The sequence below is a fragment of the Arcicella sp. GW822-FHT02H01 genome (assembly GCF_058802005.1).
Map to the genome: position 1 here is coordinate 4,745,336 of NZ_JBXANT010000001.1, position 17,701 is coordinate 4,763,036.

11 protein-coding genes are annotated in these 17,701 nt (G+C 36.6%); 7 read left to right on the forward strand and 4 right to left on the reverse strand.

Annotation, left to right across the window (positions count from 1 at the left end; genetic code table 11):
* Positions 1-480: 480 nt before the first annotated feature.
* The 7 genes from AC1RNE_RS19870 to AC1RNE_RS19900 all read left to right on the forward strand — a co-directional run bounded on the left by AC1RNE_RS19870 (position 481) and on the right by AC1RNE_RS19900 (position 10,879).
* Positions 481-3,810 carry a SusC/RagA family TonB-linked outer membrane protein gene (locus AC1RNE_RS19870; RefSeq protein ID WP_492803384.1) on the forward strand — a complete coding sequence of 1,110 codons (3,330 nt, stop codon included), beginning with the start codon at positions 481-483 and terminating at the stop codon, positions 3,808-3,810.
* 103 nt (positions 3,811-3,913) lie between these two features.
* Complete coding sequence (locus AC1RNE_RS19875) at positions 3,914-5,521, forward strand: SusD/RagB family nutrient-binding outer membrane lipoprotein (protein ID WP_492803385.1); 1,608 nt, start codon at positions 3,914-3,916, stop codon at positions 5,519-5,521.
* Positions 5,522-5,611: 90 nt separating this feature from the next.
* Complete coding sequence (locus tag AC1RNE_RS19880; RefSeq protein WP_492803387.1) at positions 5,612-6,427, forward strand: tyrosine-protein phosphatase; 816 nt, start codon at positions 5,612-5,614, stop codon at positions 6,425-6,427.
* A 533-nt stretch (positions 6,428-6,960) separates the two neighbouring features.
* Positions 6,961-8,190, forward strand: a complete 1,230-nt coding sequence (locus AC1RNE_RS19885) for a multidrug effflux MFS transporter (RefSeq protein ID WP_492803389.1) — start codon at positions 6,961-6,963, stop codon at positions 8,188-8,190.
* A gap of 525 nt (positions 8,191-8,715) precedes the next feature.
* Positions 8,716-9,513, forward strand: coding sequence for a hypothetical protein (locus AC1RNE_RS19890; protein WP_492803391.1), 798 nt, complete (start codon positions 8,716-8,718; stop codon positions 9,511-9,513).
* A 12-nt stretch (positions 9,514-9,525) separates the two neighbouring features.
* Positions 9,526-10,068, forward strand: coding sequence for a hypothetical protein (locus tag AC1RNE_RS19895; protein ID WP_492803393.1), 543 nt, complete (start codon positions 9,526-9,528; stop codon positions 10,066-10,068).
* A complete protein-coding gene (locus AC1RNE_RS19900) occupies positions 10,043-10,879 on the forward strand; it encodes an HTTM domain-containing protein (protein ID WP_492803395.1) in 837 nt (278 codons plus the stop codon). The genes AC1RNE_RS19895 and AC1RNE_RS19900 overlap by 26 nt, the downstream gene beginning before the upstream one ends.
* Before the next feature lie 146 nt (positions 10,880-11,025).
* On the opposite strand, the gene AC1RNE_RS19905 is transcribed toward AC1RNE_RS19900, so the two are convergent.
* The 4 genes from AC1RNE_RS19905 to AC1RNE_RS19920 form a co-directional block, all read right to left on the reverse strand.
* Complete coding sequence (locus AC1RNE_RS19905) at positions 11,026-13,188, reverse strand: xanthine dehydrogenase family protein molybdopterin-binding subunit (protein WP_492803397.1); 2,163 nt, start codon at positions 13,186-13,188, stop codon at positions 11,026-11,028.
* A gap of 18 nt (positions 13,189-13,206) precedes the next feature.
* Positions 13,207-13,695: a (2Fe-2S)-binding protein gene (locus AC1RNE_RS19910; RefSeq protein ID WP_492803398.1), complete on the reverse strand. Its 489-nt coding sequence runs from the start codon at positions 13,693-13,695 to the stop codon at positions 13,207-13,209.
* Positions 13,696-13,976: 281 nt separating this feature from the next.
* Complete coding sequence (locus AC1RNE_RS19915) at positions 13,977-14,825, reverse strand: SMP-30/gluconolactonase/LRE family protein (RefSeq protein ID WP_492803400.1); 849 nt, start codon at positions 14,823-14,825, stop codon at positions 13,977-13,979.
* 266 nt (positions 14,826-15,091) lie between these two features.
* Complete coding sequence (locus tag AC1RNE_RS19920; protein WP_492803402.1) at positions 15,092-17,509, reverse strand: DUF5686 family protein; 2,418 nt, start codon at positions 17,507-17,509, stop codon at positions 15,092-15,094.
* Positions 17,510-17,701: the final 192 nt, after the last annotated feature.

Genomic DNA, 17,701 nt, shown 5'->3' on the forward strand with positions numbered 1-17,701 from the left:
AACATGGTATCTTGCAATGCAAAGTACTATAATCGGTTTAAAATCCTTCTGAATGGTAAACTTTCTTAAAATACAAATGATTTTGGTTTAAGCGAATGCTTTAAAGTTGATGAGCTTTTGATTTAAAAAAACGCAGTTCTCCTAAATCTCAGTCATAAGATGCAGGGAATGATTTGAAGGTTGCACTTATTTTAAAAAATATTATCCTTATTATTTAACAGGGTTGTTGAATCCAATGTCCAATCACTAGGGAGGGACTTAAGTCCCTCCCTAGTGATGATAATTTGTACCAAATAATTTTTATTGTGTTTGAAATAGCATTATTCCATCATTTAATAGGGCATTAATATATCACTAACATTACAACATCATTCTTAAAGATTTAATCATTTCCCCTTGGTTTAAGATAACCCTTCGGTTACAGGCAGGTAATATGACAGGACTAAGTTTGTGACTTCAAACCCAAACTCTTATTACAAGATGAAACATAAAATTTTACTGAATCATGTTAGCTTGTTTTTCATTACATTACTTATGCTAAGTAATGTAGTGTTGGCACAAGACAATGTTCTAACTGGGAAAGTTATCGAAAAGAATGGCGATGTAATTCCAGGCGTGAGTATTTCTATCAAAGGTACTACGCGTGGTACTACTACAGATGGCAATGGTGTATTTAAGTTGCCATTGGCAAATGATAAAATGGTGTTGGTATTTCGCTACATTGGTTTTGCTACACAAGAAATTGTGGTAGGAAATCGTACAACATTAGATGTAACCTTATTAGCGGAAAACAGACAATTAGAAGAAGTTGTCGTAACAGCATTAGGGATTAAGAAGGAAGCCCGTTCAATTGGTTATACTACCCAAGATGTAAAAGGTGAAGACTTAGTAAAGGCGCGTGAGCCTAACCCGATAAACTCTCTTACAGGAAAAATCGCAGGTTTAACAGTTTCTTCTTCTGCTGAAATGTTAGGTCGTCCGCAATTGATTCTTCGTGGTAACTCTGATTTACTTTTTGTAGTTGACGGTGTCCCCATCAACTCTGATACTTGGAATATTTCTTCAGACGACATCGAAACGTATTCAGTTTTGAAAGGGCCAAATGCTGCGGCATTGTATGGTTTCCGAGGACAAAACGGTGCGATTTTGATTACAACAAAAAAAGGCTCGAAAGACAAACGTCAGTTTCAAGTAGATTTCAATTCAAGTACAATGGCTGAGCCAAGTTTCTTGGCAGTGCCTACTCGTCAGAGCGAATATGGCTATGGTGTTAACTATCAGTATGCTTACGGTAACAAAACTTATGATGAAGATGGTAAGTTCCGTCGTACAAACATCTGGGGACCACGTTTTGAAGGACAAAATGTACCACAATACAATTCGCCCGTAGACCCAGTAACAGGTATTCGTCAAGGAACACCTTGGTTAAGTGTTGGTAAAGATAACTTTGCTCGTTTTATGGAAACGGGAATTATCTCTACGAATAACATTGCCCTTTCGGCAAGCGGTGAGAAATACGATTTGCGTTTGTCTATCGCCAACAACTATCAAAAAGGAATGGCACCAAATACCCAATTGAATATTAATAACTTCAATATCAATGCTGGGTACAACTTTACGGATAGATTAAGATTAGAAGGAAATATTAACTTAAGCCTTCAGAACTCACCAAATATTCCAGAGCCAAGTTCAGGACCAGAAGGTTATACGTATATCTTTAATGTATATGGTTCTAGTAGCTGGGATATTGCTGATATGCGTGATTATTATAAAGGCCCACAAGGTAAGCCAGGTGTTCAGCAGTATTATGCAGAATATGGTCGTGAAAATAACCCATATTTCATGGCTTATGAATGGCTACGTGAACATAAGAAAACTGACGTATATGGATATGCGAAATTGAGCTACAAGATTAATGAATTCTTGAATTTTTCTGCCAGAACCCAAATCACTACTTGGACTCAGTTCCGTACAGAGAAGTTGCCATATTCGATGATTACCTATAAAACACCAGATTTAAGACAAGGTGATTATCGTGAAGACAGAAGAAACTTATTAGAAAACAACTCTGATTTCTTGTTAAGCTTCAATAAACCAGTAACGAAAGACTTAACGATTTCGGCTATTGCAGGAGCTAACCTTAGAACTTATAGCTATAACTCAAGCTGGGCATCTACCGATTTCTTGATTGTTCCAGGTGTGTATGACTTTAGTAACTCGAAATATCCAGTAAAAGCATATAATTATCGTGCTGATATGGAAGTAGCAAGTGCATATTATACGGCTGACTTTACTTACAAAAACTTCTTGACGTTAGGAACAACTGGTAGAATTGACAAACTTTCTACGTTGCCTACTGATAACCGTAACATTTTCTATCCATCGGTTTCATTGAGTACAGTAGTGTCAGATTATATCAATTTACCCCAAGCAGTTTCTTTCTTTAAATTGCGTGGGTCGTATGCTAACGTAAAAGGTGGTTTAACGCAGTCGACTATCGGAACAGCATATCAAGCTGTAACTGGTCAGGCACTTGCTAGTGGTTTATTAGGATATGGTGCTGAAATTGTTTCTGCTTATGATGGCCCTAGCTATGATAACCAAAACTCATACAACATCAATACTTCTATTTACAACAACACACCGATAGCCAACTATTCAGGGACGATAGCTAACCCAGCTTTACAGAGCTTCTCGGTTACTTCTTATGAAGTAGGTTTTGATATGAAATTCTTGAAAAACCGTTTATCATTAGATGCTACTTACTTTACATCTATCAACGGCCCGCAGATTTTCCCTTTACCTGTCGCTTCTTCTTCGGGTTATTACAACCATACAATCAATGGTGTAACAACTCAGAAAAACGGATGGGAAGTTTCATTAAATGGTTCAGTGTTGAAAAATCCTAATGGTTTAAACTGGAACGTGTTAGCGAACTTCTCTACTTACAAAGAAACGTTGAAGGAAATCTACGGTGGTGAAACAAGTATCTACTTGTCGGGTCCAGACCACGTTTTCCATATTGGCGACAGATTAGACGGTTATTATGACTATAAGTATTTGAGAAACAGCGAAGGTAAAATTATCTATTCGTCGAACGGTGTGCCTCTAGTACCGCCAACAGGAACAAACAACAAGCAATTATTAGGAAATACAAACCCTGATTTCGTGTGGGCATTGAACAACAAATTCTCTTACAAAGACTTCAATTTTAGTTTCCAAGTTGATGGACGTGTAGGTGGTGTAATTAACGACCGTGTATGGGCTTACCAAGTAAACTCAGGTACTGCAATGGAATCTGTAACGGGTGCATTAGGTGAAGCTCGTCTGAAAGAATGGCAAAGTACAGCTTTGGGTACTAAAACTGCTGTACCAGCTTACATTGGCGATGGCGTTGTAGTAGCAAGCGGAACCATTAAATATGATGCTGCTGGAAATATTGCTAACAGTAGTGAATTATCATTTGCTCCAAATGCCAAAGCTGTAACTGTTCAAAGTTATATGCAAGGTGTTTATAATGCCTTCCAATATGGTGAGCCTTATTTAATTAGCAAGACTTACATGAAATTAAGAGAAATCGTGATTGGTTATACTGTTCCTGCAAGATTATTAGGCAATAACAAATTTATCAGAAATGCTTCTGTGTCATTAGTTGGACGTAACTTATTGTATTTCGCCGAACGTACTGATTTTGACTTAGACCAATATGGTGCTGGCTATAGTGCTTCAAGCAGAAGTACTCAGAAAGACCCAGGTTTACAGTCAGCAACTACTCGTCGTTATGGTATCAACATTAGTTTGACATTCTAATTTGGCTGTCGGTATTCAGCTATCGGTTGTCAGTGATTAATAACTGATAGCTGAGGTCTGACAATGCTTAAAAAATATTTTTAGATATAAATCAGAAATAAAAATGAAAAGATATTTCAAAAAATTATTAATCATATTACCAATTTTGGTAGCAACTACTGGTTGTCAGGATTATGATCAATTATTACCAAACCCAAACGTTGCCAGTGAAAGTAATACGATTCCGCCTGAATATTTATTGGGTAGAATAACCTATGATATGTACGCTGGTGGTGGGGTAGTGGATGGAAGACCAGGAAACGTATCTGAACAACCTTTCGACCAAGCTCACCGTTGGAATCAATTCATCGTTTCTAACAACTTGTATTATGGTGGTAAAAATACCTACGACTGGTCGGTAACGGCTACACCTTATGGTATGTTGAAAAATGCCATTAAGATGGAAGAGCAAGCTTTGAAAACGTTAGGAACAAAAACAAATGCTTATGGTGCGGTAGCAAAATTTGTGCGTGCTTATACAGCCGTTTGGCTTACACAACGTTTGGGTGATGTGCCTATGAGCGAAGCAGGTCAAGGTCTTGATAACCTTACACCAAAGTATGATGCACAAAAAGATGTGTATATCAGTGCTTTACAATTATTAGAAGATGCTAATACTGACTTCACGAGCTTAATTGCTAATAATACACAAGCTAGTATTTTAGCAGGAGATATTCTATTGGGTAATGACATCAAAAAATGGCAAAAAGCTGTCAATACGTATAAGCTAAGAGTATTGATTTCATTAAGTAAAAGAGCTGAGGATACACCAGAGTTGGGTATCAAACAAAAATTTGCAGACATCGTTAACAACCCAACGAAGTATCCAGTAATGGGAAGTAATGCTGATAACATGGTTTTTACCTTCAATTCAGCGTATAACACGTATCCGCATACTCCTAAAGACGGTAATAATAACTACCAAAACATAGGTTCGGCATACTTGAAATTGACAACTGTTAATGCTGACCCAAGAACGTTTATCGTAGCGACTCCTGCACCAGCTGAGCTTGCCAAAGGAAAAGCAGTAGGTGATTTTACAGCTTACGTAGGTTCTGATATTTCTGATGCTGTGGCCGATTTATTTACCAATTCTACGGCGGGTAAGTACTCATTTACCAACTTTAACCGCTATTATGGTTCAGTAGTTGGTCCAGAGCCATATATACTTATGGGTTATTCTGAAATGAATTTCAACATTGCAGAAGGTATTAACCGTGGTTGGGCAACAGGCGATGCGGCTGCTTATTATACAAAAGGTATCAATGCATCGTTAGCATTTTATGGATTATCAGAAGGAGCTACTTTAACAATCGGTGACTTGACGGGTAAGACATTAGGAAATGTAAATGTATCAATTGCTAGTTTTTTAGCTAACCCAAATGTTGTTTACAAAGGCAATAATACTAATGGTTTAGAGCAAATCTTAAATCAAAAGTATATTTCATTCTTCCAAAACTCTGGGTGGGAAGCATTTTATAATCAACGCAGAACGGGTTATCCTAAAACATTCATTACTGCTGGTAGTGGGATAAATTCAGTAGGTAAGGTACCTCTTCGTTGGTTGTATCCAGTAGACGAATCAACTTATAACCCAGAAAACTATACAAAAGCATTAACGCAATTTGGTGGTAAAGACGATATTTATTCGCCTATGTGGTTATTGAAATAATTAACTGTTTAACTAAGATTTACAAGAGAAAATGCGTGGTAAAACGGTTTTCTCTTGTAGCATCACATTAATGTATTATTTAAGAAAAACATGAAAAAGATACTTTTTATACTTTGCTTATTTACTGTAGCAACAAATGTATTCTCGCAAGACAGCTCAGTGGTTTTTAACCCGAAACGTCAGATAAAATTAGAAGGCGGAAGCAATTTCCGTGATTTAGGGGGCTATCCTGCCGCTAACAAAAAGCATGTAAAGTGGGGTCATATTTTCCGTTCGGCTGATGTAAGTAAATTGACTGACAATGATTTAGCTACTTTGTCAAATCTACAACTTGCTACAGTGTGTGATTTACGTGGGCCAGATGAATTGAAAACTAACCCTGACCGTTTGCCTATAGGAATAAATTATATTAACCTACCTGCTGGAAGCGAAAAGGTACAGTCTAATCTTAACTATGCTACCATGAACCGTGATTCATTGATGAATTCATTTTATGGTGCTACTACCCATTTGAAGGCAAAATATAAGCCAATGTTCGAGCAATTGTTGGTATTGCCTAATGATAAATCATTGATGTTTCACTGTACTGCTGGCAAAGACCGTACAGGTATGGGAGCAGCGTTGATACTTTCTGCATTAGGCGTTGATAAAAAATACATTGTGGCAGACTATGCTGCTACGAATGTTTTTTGGAAAGATACTCGTGAGAAAATGCTACAGTCTATGGCAAAAAACGATGCTGCTATGACTGCCATGAAACCAATGTTGGCCGCTAATCCAACTTATATCAATACTTTTTTTGCTACTATCGACAAACAATATGGTTCTATGGATAAGTTCTTAGAAAAGGAAATGGAGCTTGATAAAGAGGATATTAAAAAGTTGAAAAAATTGTACTTGGAGTAGCGTATTGAGTGAGTTAGCGATTGAGTGATTTAGTGATTGAATGGATGATAGTTATCATTGTTTAAAATTAGGTTTCACTGGGTTTAACAAAAGTTAGCTATACACAACTCTTTATACTATCGAATATACTTAAATAAAAGGGGTGTTGTCTTACAACATCCCTTTTTTGATGCCAAGATATTTTCATGAGTAGTTATTCTTTCTCTTTGAAGACAACATATATTAGGCAATGATAAAGGACAATTAATATATTCACTCAATCGCTAACTTACTCAATCACTAAATAATAATTCACTAACTTACAATTCACTAACTCACAACTCACTCAATCACTAACTGTTAATAATACATTAAACTATCTAAACACAGAGCAATCCAAATCTTCTTAGTAATTTTGAAACTTAATTCAAGGCTCTGTGATTATTTAAGTAATAAATTAACATTGAAAGCCATAATACTAATGTGAGATTTATTGAATGTGAAAAATGTTAATCACAAATCACTCATTCACTAAATCACTCAATGAATATAAAATGACGAAAAGAACTTACTATTCCCTTATTCTGATACTTGGTAGCCTAACGGCCTTAGCGCCTTTTTCTATTGATATGTATTTGCCGGGTTTTCCTGCTATTGCGAAAGACTTGAATACTACGGCAGCCAAAGTATCTCTTACTTTATCTGGATTTTTTATTGGTATTTCAGCAGGGCAATTGCTTTATGGCCCTTTGCTAGACCATTTTGGTAGAAAAAAACCATTATACTTTGGTCTCTCGCTATATATATTGGCTTCGATAGCTTGTATATGGGTTAAAAATATTGATAGCCTAATTGTACTCAGATTCATCGAAGCTATCGGTGCATGTGTGGCTACAGTTGCTTCTGTAGCGATGGTACGCGACCTTTTCCCTGTGAAAGATAGTGCCAAAGTGTTTTCGTTATTGATGTTGGTGTTGGGTGTATCGCCAATGGTAGCACCTACTGTAGGTGGTATCGTTACCGCTAATTTTGGTTGGCAGGCCGTTTTTATTATTTTAAGCGTCATTGGGGCAGTACTTTTATTAGCAGTAATACTTTGGTTACCTAATAGTTTTAAGCCAGATCCTTCGCATTCATTAAAACCTGAACCTATCATCCGTGATTTTATCTCAGTAATTATTGAGCCACAGTTTTATACGTATGCCTTAACAGGAGCTATCTCTTTTGCAGGCTTATTTGCTTATGTATCAGGGTCGCCGTTGATATTTATGAGCGTTTTCAAAGTAAATGAGCAAGTATATGGTTGGATATTCGCCTTTTTGTCTATTGGGTTTATTGGTGCTAGTCAGTTGAACAATTTGGTACTTCGTAGGTTCAAGAGCGAGCAAATTATTCCTGTAGCTCTTCGAACTCAGTTATTAATAGGAATTGTTTTCTTGATTGCCTCGTATAACGATTGGCTCAATCTAGGCATTACTATTTTTATGCTTTTCCTATTTCTTTCTTGTATTGGCTTTGCCAATCCGAACATGGCCGCCCTTTCATTAGCACCCTTTTCAAAAAATGCAGGAACAGCTTCAGCCTTGATGGGAGCAATACAAATGGGAATGGGTTCTTTGATTTCGGTAGTCATCAGTATGTTCGATGAACCCTCTACGTTACCGATGGTAGCCGCCATGGCAGGTTCGGCATCAATTGCTAATATTGTATATTTAGTAGGCAAAAGAACGATTAAGCAAGAAGTAGAGGTGAGTGAAAACGCCGAAGCAGGTTTAGTACATTAGAATCTGGCAAAGACTTAACAATTATTTGGATATTAAAAACAATTGAATTTTAATACCATTATTATTTAAGACATTCCATGTAGCGGTAACCCTTGCGGTTACCGTTTATTATATCAATCAAACGGTAACCTACCTAAAATAATTACGTTATTAAGCTCCAAATCGTAGCAAAACTACCGCTTAATAAAAATCACCCTACTTTCTGATTGATTCCTTGTGGGTTATTGCATTATTACCTTATGTTTGTAAGGCCAATTCACTACTACAAAAAATAGACATCCGCAGTTAAATGGGGATGAATGACTATATACATATATGAATATGTATTATATCCCCTAAAAGTTTCAACGACCACTTCTTTAAATAAGCCACGTCCACAAAGAGTTTGAGCAAATTGTTCAAAAACAAACTTCTTTTATTTTAATTGATCTTATGAATTCTCATGACGTATAGTGTGTTCATAAAAACGCTAAAAAACGCCGTGTTATAGATTTATGCATCTTAAAACAATTAAAACATACAAACATGGAAACCTTAGAATTATTGAGATTGGCTACAATTGAAACAGAATCAAGAGCGTTGAAATCTTCTAGTATAGAGATTTTGAACTACAAACCTGATATTAAAAAAAGCAAAATATTGTTAACCCAACAGGGAACGGCAACATTATTTATGGCTAAAAAAGGAGAACCACTTTTAGATGAAATATATAAATACCTAAAATCAGGTGTTGGCACTGAACAGACCATTGTTGAAAAATTTATCAAACAATTTAGTGATATCAAAGAAATAGCACTGGAAGAAGCAGTACTCCTACAAAAAAAGCAAAACTTACTTGCCTCTGTCAGATACGGAGGAAAAACATTGCTAGAAGGCTTTTTTATACCTGAAAAAATCAAAGTAGTAGGAGCATCCTTCCCCTATAATGGCGGAGGAATTTTAGAAGAAGGCTTTAAATTAATACAGCATTATAGCAAAGAAAACTTAAAAGAAGAGCTTCAATGTTTTATCGTATTGCACGAGCCTAATTTAACGAAAGCCGAAGCAGATATTCTTAAACAATTACCAGTCAACCAGTTTGAGTTAAATATTGGTACTAATCCACGTGGATATGCAACGGCTTTAATTGCCATTGCCGCAGCAGTGAGTTTGGCCACGGGGATATGTTGCCCGCATAGAAATGAAGATTTTGTGATACCAAATTATGCTTTTGACCCTTACGATGTCCACCTGCCTGATGCTGTTTTAAAGCAAATCTCAGTGTCAGCTGCAGCCTCTGAAATATTGAAAATTCGCAGAAACTTTCTGACCCATAAATATTAAGCTATTTGTTTGATGGATATTTATGAATATATCATCCTCTTATTCTTTGCGTCTTGGCTTGTATTAACCGTTATTTTTCATTTTCCGTTAACAGGTAATTATAAGCTAAGACTCAAAGACCCCTTTGGTATTATTCCTGATTGGCGTTTTTTTTGTCCGACGCCTATCAAGAATAACTACCATATTTTATGTCGAGAGCTTTTAAGCAATGGCGAAAGCTCTGCTTGGCGTGAAATACAAATGTTACCTGCTAGAAGCTTATTGGATGCTGTCTGGAATCCAGGGAGAAAAACCCGAAAATCATTTTTAGACATCACTATTGAATTGGCAAATGTAGCCACTACAAACAGAGACCAAGAAAATGTAATAGTGGGTTCCATTGCATATTTAACAATACTCAACTACGTTACCCAAGCCAATAGCAATGATAAATGTCGGTTCATACAGTTTGCTTTGATGACGAGCTGTTCTATCAACAAGCTCGAAAAATCAGAATTATTATTGTTATCAAAATTACATTTAATAAAAGATGAGCATCCAACTAGAAATACTTAGCTTAACTAGATTAATCTGTGGGGTCTGTAGTATTGTTTATGCCCTTGAAAAACTATTATATAAAAAGCCAACGCATGATTTATTAAGCTGGGAGGTGTTGCAATTAAGGCATCCTATCTTTATGAAAATACCTATATTCAATAAACTATGCGCTGAGAAAGGAATAAAAACAGTAACCATCGTTTTTCTTATTGCTTCAATAACTTCTATCGTTACTGACATCGAGCTACTATTGATTTTTTGCTATTTCATGATGTCAATATGTTTGCTAATTTTTTCAGCAAGAAGTGCTTATGGGATGGATGGCTCTGACCAAGTAATATTCCTCATTGCTACTTGTTTGTTTTTTATCTACCTCCACAATACAGTTATCACAAGGCATATAGCATTTACATTTATTGCACTACAGTTACTCTTTAGCTATTTTATTTCAGGATATGCAAAACTCACTGCCAAAGTGTGGAGGAATGGTGAAGCATTAGTTGGCATCATGGGGAATGATATTTATGGCAATGAGAATGTATATACGTTGTTATCTAAAAATATTAGAATATCACAATTGTTGTCTTGGGTTGTTTTTGGTTGGGAAGCACTATTTTTTATCTGTATATTTTGTAATCAACACATATTTATTTGTTTTATCGCAATTGGCTTCTTATTCCATTTAACAAATGCCATCATAATGGGCTTAAATACATTTTTCCTTGCCTTTGTTGCTTGCTATTTTCCTTTGATACATTGCTATTTACTGGTTCACGGCAATGCCGTATTTAGTTTTCAAGTATTGGGTTTTCAGGTTTTTATGGCGTGAAAACTGTTGTGGTAAGCTTTGTGCTACCGATATTGTGTTCCTTGCGGAACTATAATCGACATCTATCAATCAAAAAAGCGGTCAAAAAATATATTTTTGACCGCTTTTTAATTCTAAAATTTGGGATGTGTCATGTCATCTTTCACCTACCCAATATTATCAATATCAAAAGGCAATGTACGGATTCTTTTGCCTGTTAAATTATAGATAGCATTGCAAAGGGCAGGAGCGAAAGGCGGTAGGCCTGGCTCACCCACACCACCTGGGGCTTCTTCGTTATCAATAATATGAACTTCAGTTTTAGGCATTTCGCTGAACCTCAAAACATTATATTGATGGAAATTGCTTTGTTCAGCCATGCCATCTTTGAAGGTAATGCCGTTTTTGATAGCAGCAGTCAATCCCATCACGATATTCCCGTCAGTTTGGGCTTTTATATTATCAGGGTTTACCGTCATACCACAGTCGATTACCGAAACTACTTTGTCTATTTTTACCCCTTTACCATTTTTAGAAACCGTAACCGCATGGGCTACTATTGTTCCGAACGAACGAGCAATGGCAATACCTATCGCTTGGTTTTCTGGAAGTTTCTGGTGATAATTAGTTTTCTTAGCTAAAGTTTGCAATACTCTAGTGAATCTTGAAGCATCCGCCAACATATCCAAACGGAAAGCCAAGGGGTCTATATTAGCAGCATGAGCTAACTCATCAATAAAGGATTCTTGTCCGAAAGCAGTCGTTGAAGAATATACCGAACGCCACCAAAGAATGGGAATATCAGTTTCTGCTAAATGGAAAGATGCTTTTCTATTGGTAAAATCATAAGGACTGTCTTCAGTATTAGCCGTTTCAATGGCCCAATCATCTGGCGCATTTTTCAATGGATTGCCAAATACTTGGTGCTGAATAGAGCTACCTACAATTTTATGATTCACTGCCACAACATTACCTTTTTCATCCAAGCCACCTTGCATCGCCGAAAGCATACCGGGACGAAATGGGCCTTGTGTAGTATCGTCTTCGCGTGTCCAAATTACTTTTACGGGAGCTTTGATTTGTTTTGACAAATTAGCTGCTTCCATTACGTAATCAAAATAGGCTTTTCTACCAAAAGCACCGCCCATAAAAGGCACATTCACTTTAACATTTTCGGGCTTGATATTCAAATATTGCGCTAGTTGCGGAATCAATCCATCTGGCCCTTGAATAGGTGCCCAAACTTCTACTTTATCGCCTTGTACCCACACCGTAGCATTTTCAGGTTCTAGCGGAGCATGAGCCAAGAATGGAGTTTCGTACTGAGCTTCTATCTTTTTATTGGCTCCTTCAAAACCTTTGTTAAAGTCACCAACTTTTTCTTTTTTATACTCTTGTCCTTCGGTTTTGGCTAAAGTACGCAAGTTTTCAAAGTATGCATCGGTTGAGATTTTATCAGAACCCTGAGCATCCCAAGTGATTTTCAATGCTCTTCGTCCTTTCAATGCTCCCCAATAGGTATCAGCTATAACGGCTACAGTTTCTACGGCTTTATGAGGCATCTTACGTTCTGATTTCAACACGTGCTTTACGCCTTTTACCTTCATAGCTGCCGAACTATCAAAGTTTACTACTTTACCATGAATAGTCGGTGAGCGTTCGATACTAGCAAACAACATTCCTGGAATATCTGAATCTATGCCAAAAATAGCTGTTCCATTTACTTTTGAAGGAATCTCTGGACGAGGTACTGATTTGCCCAATAACTTAAAATCATTAGGACTTTTTAGTTTTGGATTTTTAGGTACTTCTAATTTAGAGGCTTCCTCTACTAGTTCACCATACGTATAAGATTTACCTGATGGTTTATGAAAAACCTTGCCTGTTTGGGCATAGCATTCTGTAGTAGGTACTTGCCATTTTTTGCTGGCAGCCGTAATCAACATTTCTTTTACCGCAGCACCTGCTTTACGCATTGGTAGCCAACGTGTACGAACCGAAGACGACCCGCCCGAAAGTTGAGCGCCATATTTTCCTTGTCCGTCAGTATTACGGATTTCTACTTGGTCTAAAGTCACCTCCAATTCTTCGGCAATCAATAATGGAAGCGATTGGTAAGTGCCTTGTCCCATATCTGGGCGGGCATTGAAAAGAATAATCTTACCATCATCATTAATTAAAATGTATGGATCCAATTCTATTCCCAATGCAGCCGCAGTAGTATCAATCTTATGGATGCTTTCTGCTTTTCCGATGGAAGAAAAAGAAAAGCCTATTGCCAATATCGTACTGGCTTTTATGAAGTCTCTGCGTGAGTTATTCTGTGTCATGTTCGTGTGGTTTAAAGATTACTTACCAGTAGAGTTCGTTCCTTCGTGCATCAATGCTGCTGCTCGATGGATGGCCTTACGGATACGTGGATAAGTACCACAACGACAAATATTTCCAGACATCGCATCATCTATTTCGGAATCTGTGGGATTACTTTTTTCTTTTAATAACGCCACAGCCGACATGATTTGTCCCGACTGACAGTAACCACATTGTGGCACTTGTTCTTCAATCCATGCTTTCTGAACAGCACTGTCAGTATTTGCTGAAATGCCTTCGATAGTCGTTATTTTGTTGGTTGCCTTCACTGTTGAGATTGGCGTTGAACAAGAACGAATAGGCTGACCGTCTAGGTGGACAGTGCAGGCACCACAAAGTGCCATCCCACAACCGAACTTAGTGCCTTTCAACCCTACATAATCGCGAATAACCCACAAAAGGGGTGTATCGGCATCAGCATCTACATTATACTTTTTGCCATTTATTAATAGATTATACTTTGCCATAATTTTAATTTATTGAATCGGAGAGAAGGCAATGAGCTTTAAGCCGTGAGCAATGAGCATTCTCTCTATTTTGTATTTAACGTAATGATAGTTAATGTTCTAAAGTTTTAAGTCGTAAGCTTTGAGCAATGAGCATTCTCTCTATTTTGTATTTAATCTTACTAAAATAATGCTTGATATTTTAAAGCTTTAATGCTGAGAATTTTACTTTATCCCAAAAACAGCTTATAATTTATTGCTGATTGCTCAAAGCTCATTGCTCATAGCTCACAGCTTTCAAGCTATTCTACCTCATAAGCCATTATCTTATTTTTCAAGAAAGTGGGTATGATTAATAGTTTTTTGCTTGGAATATACTCAAAATCAGCCGTGTTTACTTTTGCATCAACAAAGTCGAGTAATAATTGCGTTTTGCCCTCTGTGTTGATATGCCAAACTTTTCCTCTCCATTCAGATGCAAAATATCCTTTTTTGCCATCTGTTAAAATACCATCGATACCACCCATGCCTTCAGCAATGGTTGAAAATTGTTGTGACTGTAAATCATAAGCCAATATTTTACCATCACCATTGCCAGCAATCAATTTGCCATTTTCAAAGAATAATCCATTTGGACTTTTCAATGGCGCTCCTTCTACTACTTTCACAATCTGCCCTTTGTCTAATTTCCAAAGTCTGTCCGAACGCATATCCGTAAAATAAACGATTTTGTTTTTCGTATCTACGCCTATATCGTTCAAGAACTTCGCATCTGGCACGTCGTATTTGTTTAATACTTTTCCAGACTTAGCATCGATTTCTACTAATTTAAAAATTTCAGTTACATACAGTTTACCATCTAAAAAGCCCAAGCCTTTAGTCGATTGCAAGTTTTCAGTAAATTTCTGTTGCGTAACCTTTCCATTCAAATCTACTTTGGCAATATAACTGTTTGAGTTAGTAGCGGCTGGCCCACCGTTGATACAAGAAACAAACACTGTTTTAGATTTAGGCTCAAACAAGATAGATTCTGGTGTAAGAAGACTTGTTGTATCGCTTTCCCATAACTTTTTAAGACTTACTTGTGCTTGTGAAGAATTTGCTGAAGCAACTAAAACGACTAGTGATGCTATTCTCAATAGATTTTTCATAAAATATTAGATTTAAAAATAAGAGTGTTTGGATATAAATTAGTTCTTAAGTTAGTATTTTCTAATGACTTTACTATCTTTTTTTAGATGTATGAATGCATTTTGAAGCTATAGTGCCTAATTTATTGTATTAGTTTTATGCAATTTATTTTTAAAATTAAACAATTGCCATTTTAATACTTCAAGGAGGGACAAAAAAAAAAGCGAAAACACCTACATCCAAATAAGATGATAAGTGCTTTCGCTAGCAAAAATGTTGAAGATTATCACCAATCAGGAGTAACGCCACCACGTACTCTTGAATTAAGCGATACCCTGAGGCCTATCATGGTATTCTTGAAACCTGTAAAATCCTTATTAGGTATGCCACGATTATTGTAGGCAAGAACAGCTTCAACTCTTAAAATTCTTAAGATGCCATCTACTCCATAGCCCACTTCGATATTATGGATATTGTTGTTGGCAGTATAAAGGTAGTTGGCAAAAAGGTCTTCACGAATTCCTTTGTTACGTATCAGCGTCGATTGAGTCAACGCAAATTTTCTAAGACCAAACATCGTCATGATGTCAATGTATGAACCATTGGTTGAAAAATAAAATGGGTCAATCAACTTTTTACTTACTCCCCAAATATAGTTATCATAAAAACCTACCAAACGATGGGTAGTGAGGGCTTCGCCAATGGCAATTGTATTATTGTTGCCATTAAAGTGCTTGTAGTCAGCAAAAGTCATTTTTTTTGCACTTAAAAAAGTACCTGCCTGAGCGATATAATTGAAATTTGTATTGATACTCAACGGGAAGTTGTGTGCAATGCCTAGTTCAATCGTATGGAAATCTATTTCGCTACCAAACAATTTAGGAATAGCACCACGGTATTTGAAGGTAATTAATGGCGACGACGAGAAGTCTACATAACGAATATTATTGCGGTATTGCTTTTTCAGCGTAGGGCGATAGTTAATCTGAAAATTAGCTAAGAAGGCATCATTGTTCTGAAACTTTGTATCGGGTAGTTCCTGACTTTTAGGAAAGTTCGGAGAGTATGCATCTCCCCCATAATTAAGCCAATAGTAGTTTGTCGTATTTTCTAGTGGATAGCGTTTTGCCCATTCCAAGGACGTTTTAATCCCTAAAGTATTAGAAAAACGGTCGGTGAATGAAATATTGACAAAGTCTTTTTCGTAGATTTTAACAAAGTTCTTTTTAAGAATAAGCGTCGATAACGAGTTTAAATCTAGGGCTACTGGCGTATCTACATTGTATTGAGAGATAAACTTTCCGCCAGAAAAACTTATTTCTTCTTTCTGCGTTTTCCAACGGAGTTTCAACATTCCCATCGAACGATTCTGGGTAACTGAATAACGCCAAGTAGGGTCAATCTCAAACCAATCGTATCGATTTCTTCTGAAACGAAATAAAGCACCCGTATTAAACACAAAGCCTTCTACAGTATTGAAGTTGAAATCTAGGACAGGAGATTTGTAATAGATTTCGTAAGGATAGAATCCACGTTTGGTATCTCCCCAAAAATAAGAACGGCTAAACAATACACTACCAATGCCAAATTTTTGATTGGCTTGTCGGTAGGTCGAAAACTCGTCAGGTTGTAGGGGTAATGAATTTTTGTTTTGTGAATTAATAGGTAAATTCGGCGTGAAAGCCTGAAAGTCAGTATTGTTTTTTAAGTCAGTCCAAACGTTATCGCTTTGGCGTTCTGCATTGCGTACAATTTCAACTTTATCATAGCGCTTCAAACCAGAGGCAATGTTGGCATCACTCCATTGGTTTTTTAGGTTTGTTCCCAAAGCCGACATCACTTGTTTGAATTGTTGCACTTCAAAATTACGTTCTTGCACATTCACTATTTCGTTGAACTCGCTTTCGTCAGGACGAATTAAATCGGGAATAATTTTATGGGCAATGTCCTGATAATCCCAGACTTTGGCCATATATGTATATTCCCCTTCAAAACCCATCAAAGCTCCTGTGGCAACAATTTTATACTGTTGAGGTACCCACTGGGTATTAAAACGGACATAATTGATGGTGATATGATAAGTAATATTGTAGTTTTTGACGGTTAAGTCTAAATCTTGTAGATAAAAATCCCCGTCAGTCAAAGAAATTATCCCACTAAATACTTTTTCATCATTGTTGTGTTTAGGAGTAACTTTGATGTTGTAAACTTTTACCTTATTAATAGTTTTGGTATCTACCAATTCAAAATCGTAGTATTGGAAAGCCTTGGGTGAAAGCGGAGAAATAGCGCCTGTCCCTAAAGTTGCTTTATAGAAATTCGGGTTTACGTATTTGTCAGGACGAGCCTCGGCATGGTAATTATTTCTCAACGCTTTGTGTTGAAAATAATAAGTATTATTACTGCTAACATAAAACTTAGCAAAAGACTCAGATTGGTAAACGAGCTTTTCTGCTATCCCTTCTTTAGCAAGTAAAGGCTCCCAAATATTTGGGATTGTATTCCATTTTGCCGAATTTTGGATAAATACTTCTGCTTCGTAATTCACAAAAGATTCATCATGCACTGGAGCAAGCTTGATAGCCTTCTGAATGATTTGGGTTACATCCGAGCTTGGCGCAGTATCATTTTTTTGAAAAGCGTATATATTATATAAATGGAAAATCAAAAATATAAATAAAGCACTTGTTTTTCTTGGGAACATATTTCTTATTTTGTTTCAGTCATCTAACATAAGTTATAGGAAGCTTTAGAGAGATGGGAAACGGAATTTAAAAGTTCAAAATCAAATAAAAAATTATTGGAGCAGAATATATTAAATACTTTTTAGAAAAGGTAGAACAACAAATTTACTAACAAACTTTGGTAGAATTATTTGTTGTTGATAAATCTTACT

What these genes read in the sequence shown, in the direction of transcription:
- AC1RNE_RS19870 (WP_492803384.1), top strand. Translation starts at nt 481, where the DNA reads ATGAAACATAAAATTTTACTGAATCATGTTAGCTTGTTTTTCATTACA.
- AC1RNE_RS19875 (WP_492803385.1), top strand. Translation starts at nt 3,914, where the DNA reads ATGAAAAGATATTTCAAAAAATTATTAATCATATTACCAATTTTGGTA.
- AC1RNE_RS19880 (WP_492803387.1), top strand. Translation starts at nt 5,612, where the DNA reads ATGAAAAAGATACTTTTTATACTTTGCTTATTTACTGTAGCAACAAAT.
- AC1RNE_RS19885 (WP_492803389.1), top strand. Translation starts at nt 6,961, where the DNA reads ATGACGAAAAGAACTTACTATTCCCTTATTCTGATACTTGGTAGCCTA.
- AC1RNE_RS19890 (WP_492803391.1), top strand. Translation starts at nt 8,716, where the DNA reads ATGGAAACCTTAGAATTATTGAGATTGGCTACAATTGAAACAGAATCA.
- AC1RNE_RS19895 (WP_492803393.1), top strand. Translation starts at nt 9,526, where the DNA reads ATGGATATTTATGAATATATCATCCTCTTATTCTTTGCGTCTTGGCTT.
- AC1RNE_RS19900 (WP_492803395.1), top strand. Translation starts at nt 10,043, where the DNA reads ATGAGCATCCAACTAGAAATACTTAGCTTAACTAGATTAATCTGTGGG.
- AC1RNE_RS19905 (WP_492803397.1), bottom strand. Translation starts at nt 13,188, where the DNA reads ATGACACAGAATAACTCACGCAGAGACTTCATAAAAGCCAGTACGATA.
- AC1RNE_RS19910 (WP_492803398.1), bottom strand. Translation starts at nt 13,695, where the DNA reads ATGGCAAAGTATAATCTATTAATAAATGGCAAAAAGTATAATGTAGAT.
- AC1RNE_RS19915 (WP_492803400.1), bottom strand. Translation starts at nt 14,825, where the DNA reads ATGAAAAATCTATTGAGAATAGCATCACTAGTCGTTTTAGTTGCTTCA.
- AC1RNE_RS19920 (WP_492803402.1), bottom strand. Translation starts at nt 17,509, where the DNA reads ATGTTCCCAAGAAAAACAAGTGCTTTATTTATATTTTTGATTTTCCAT.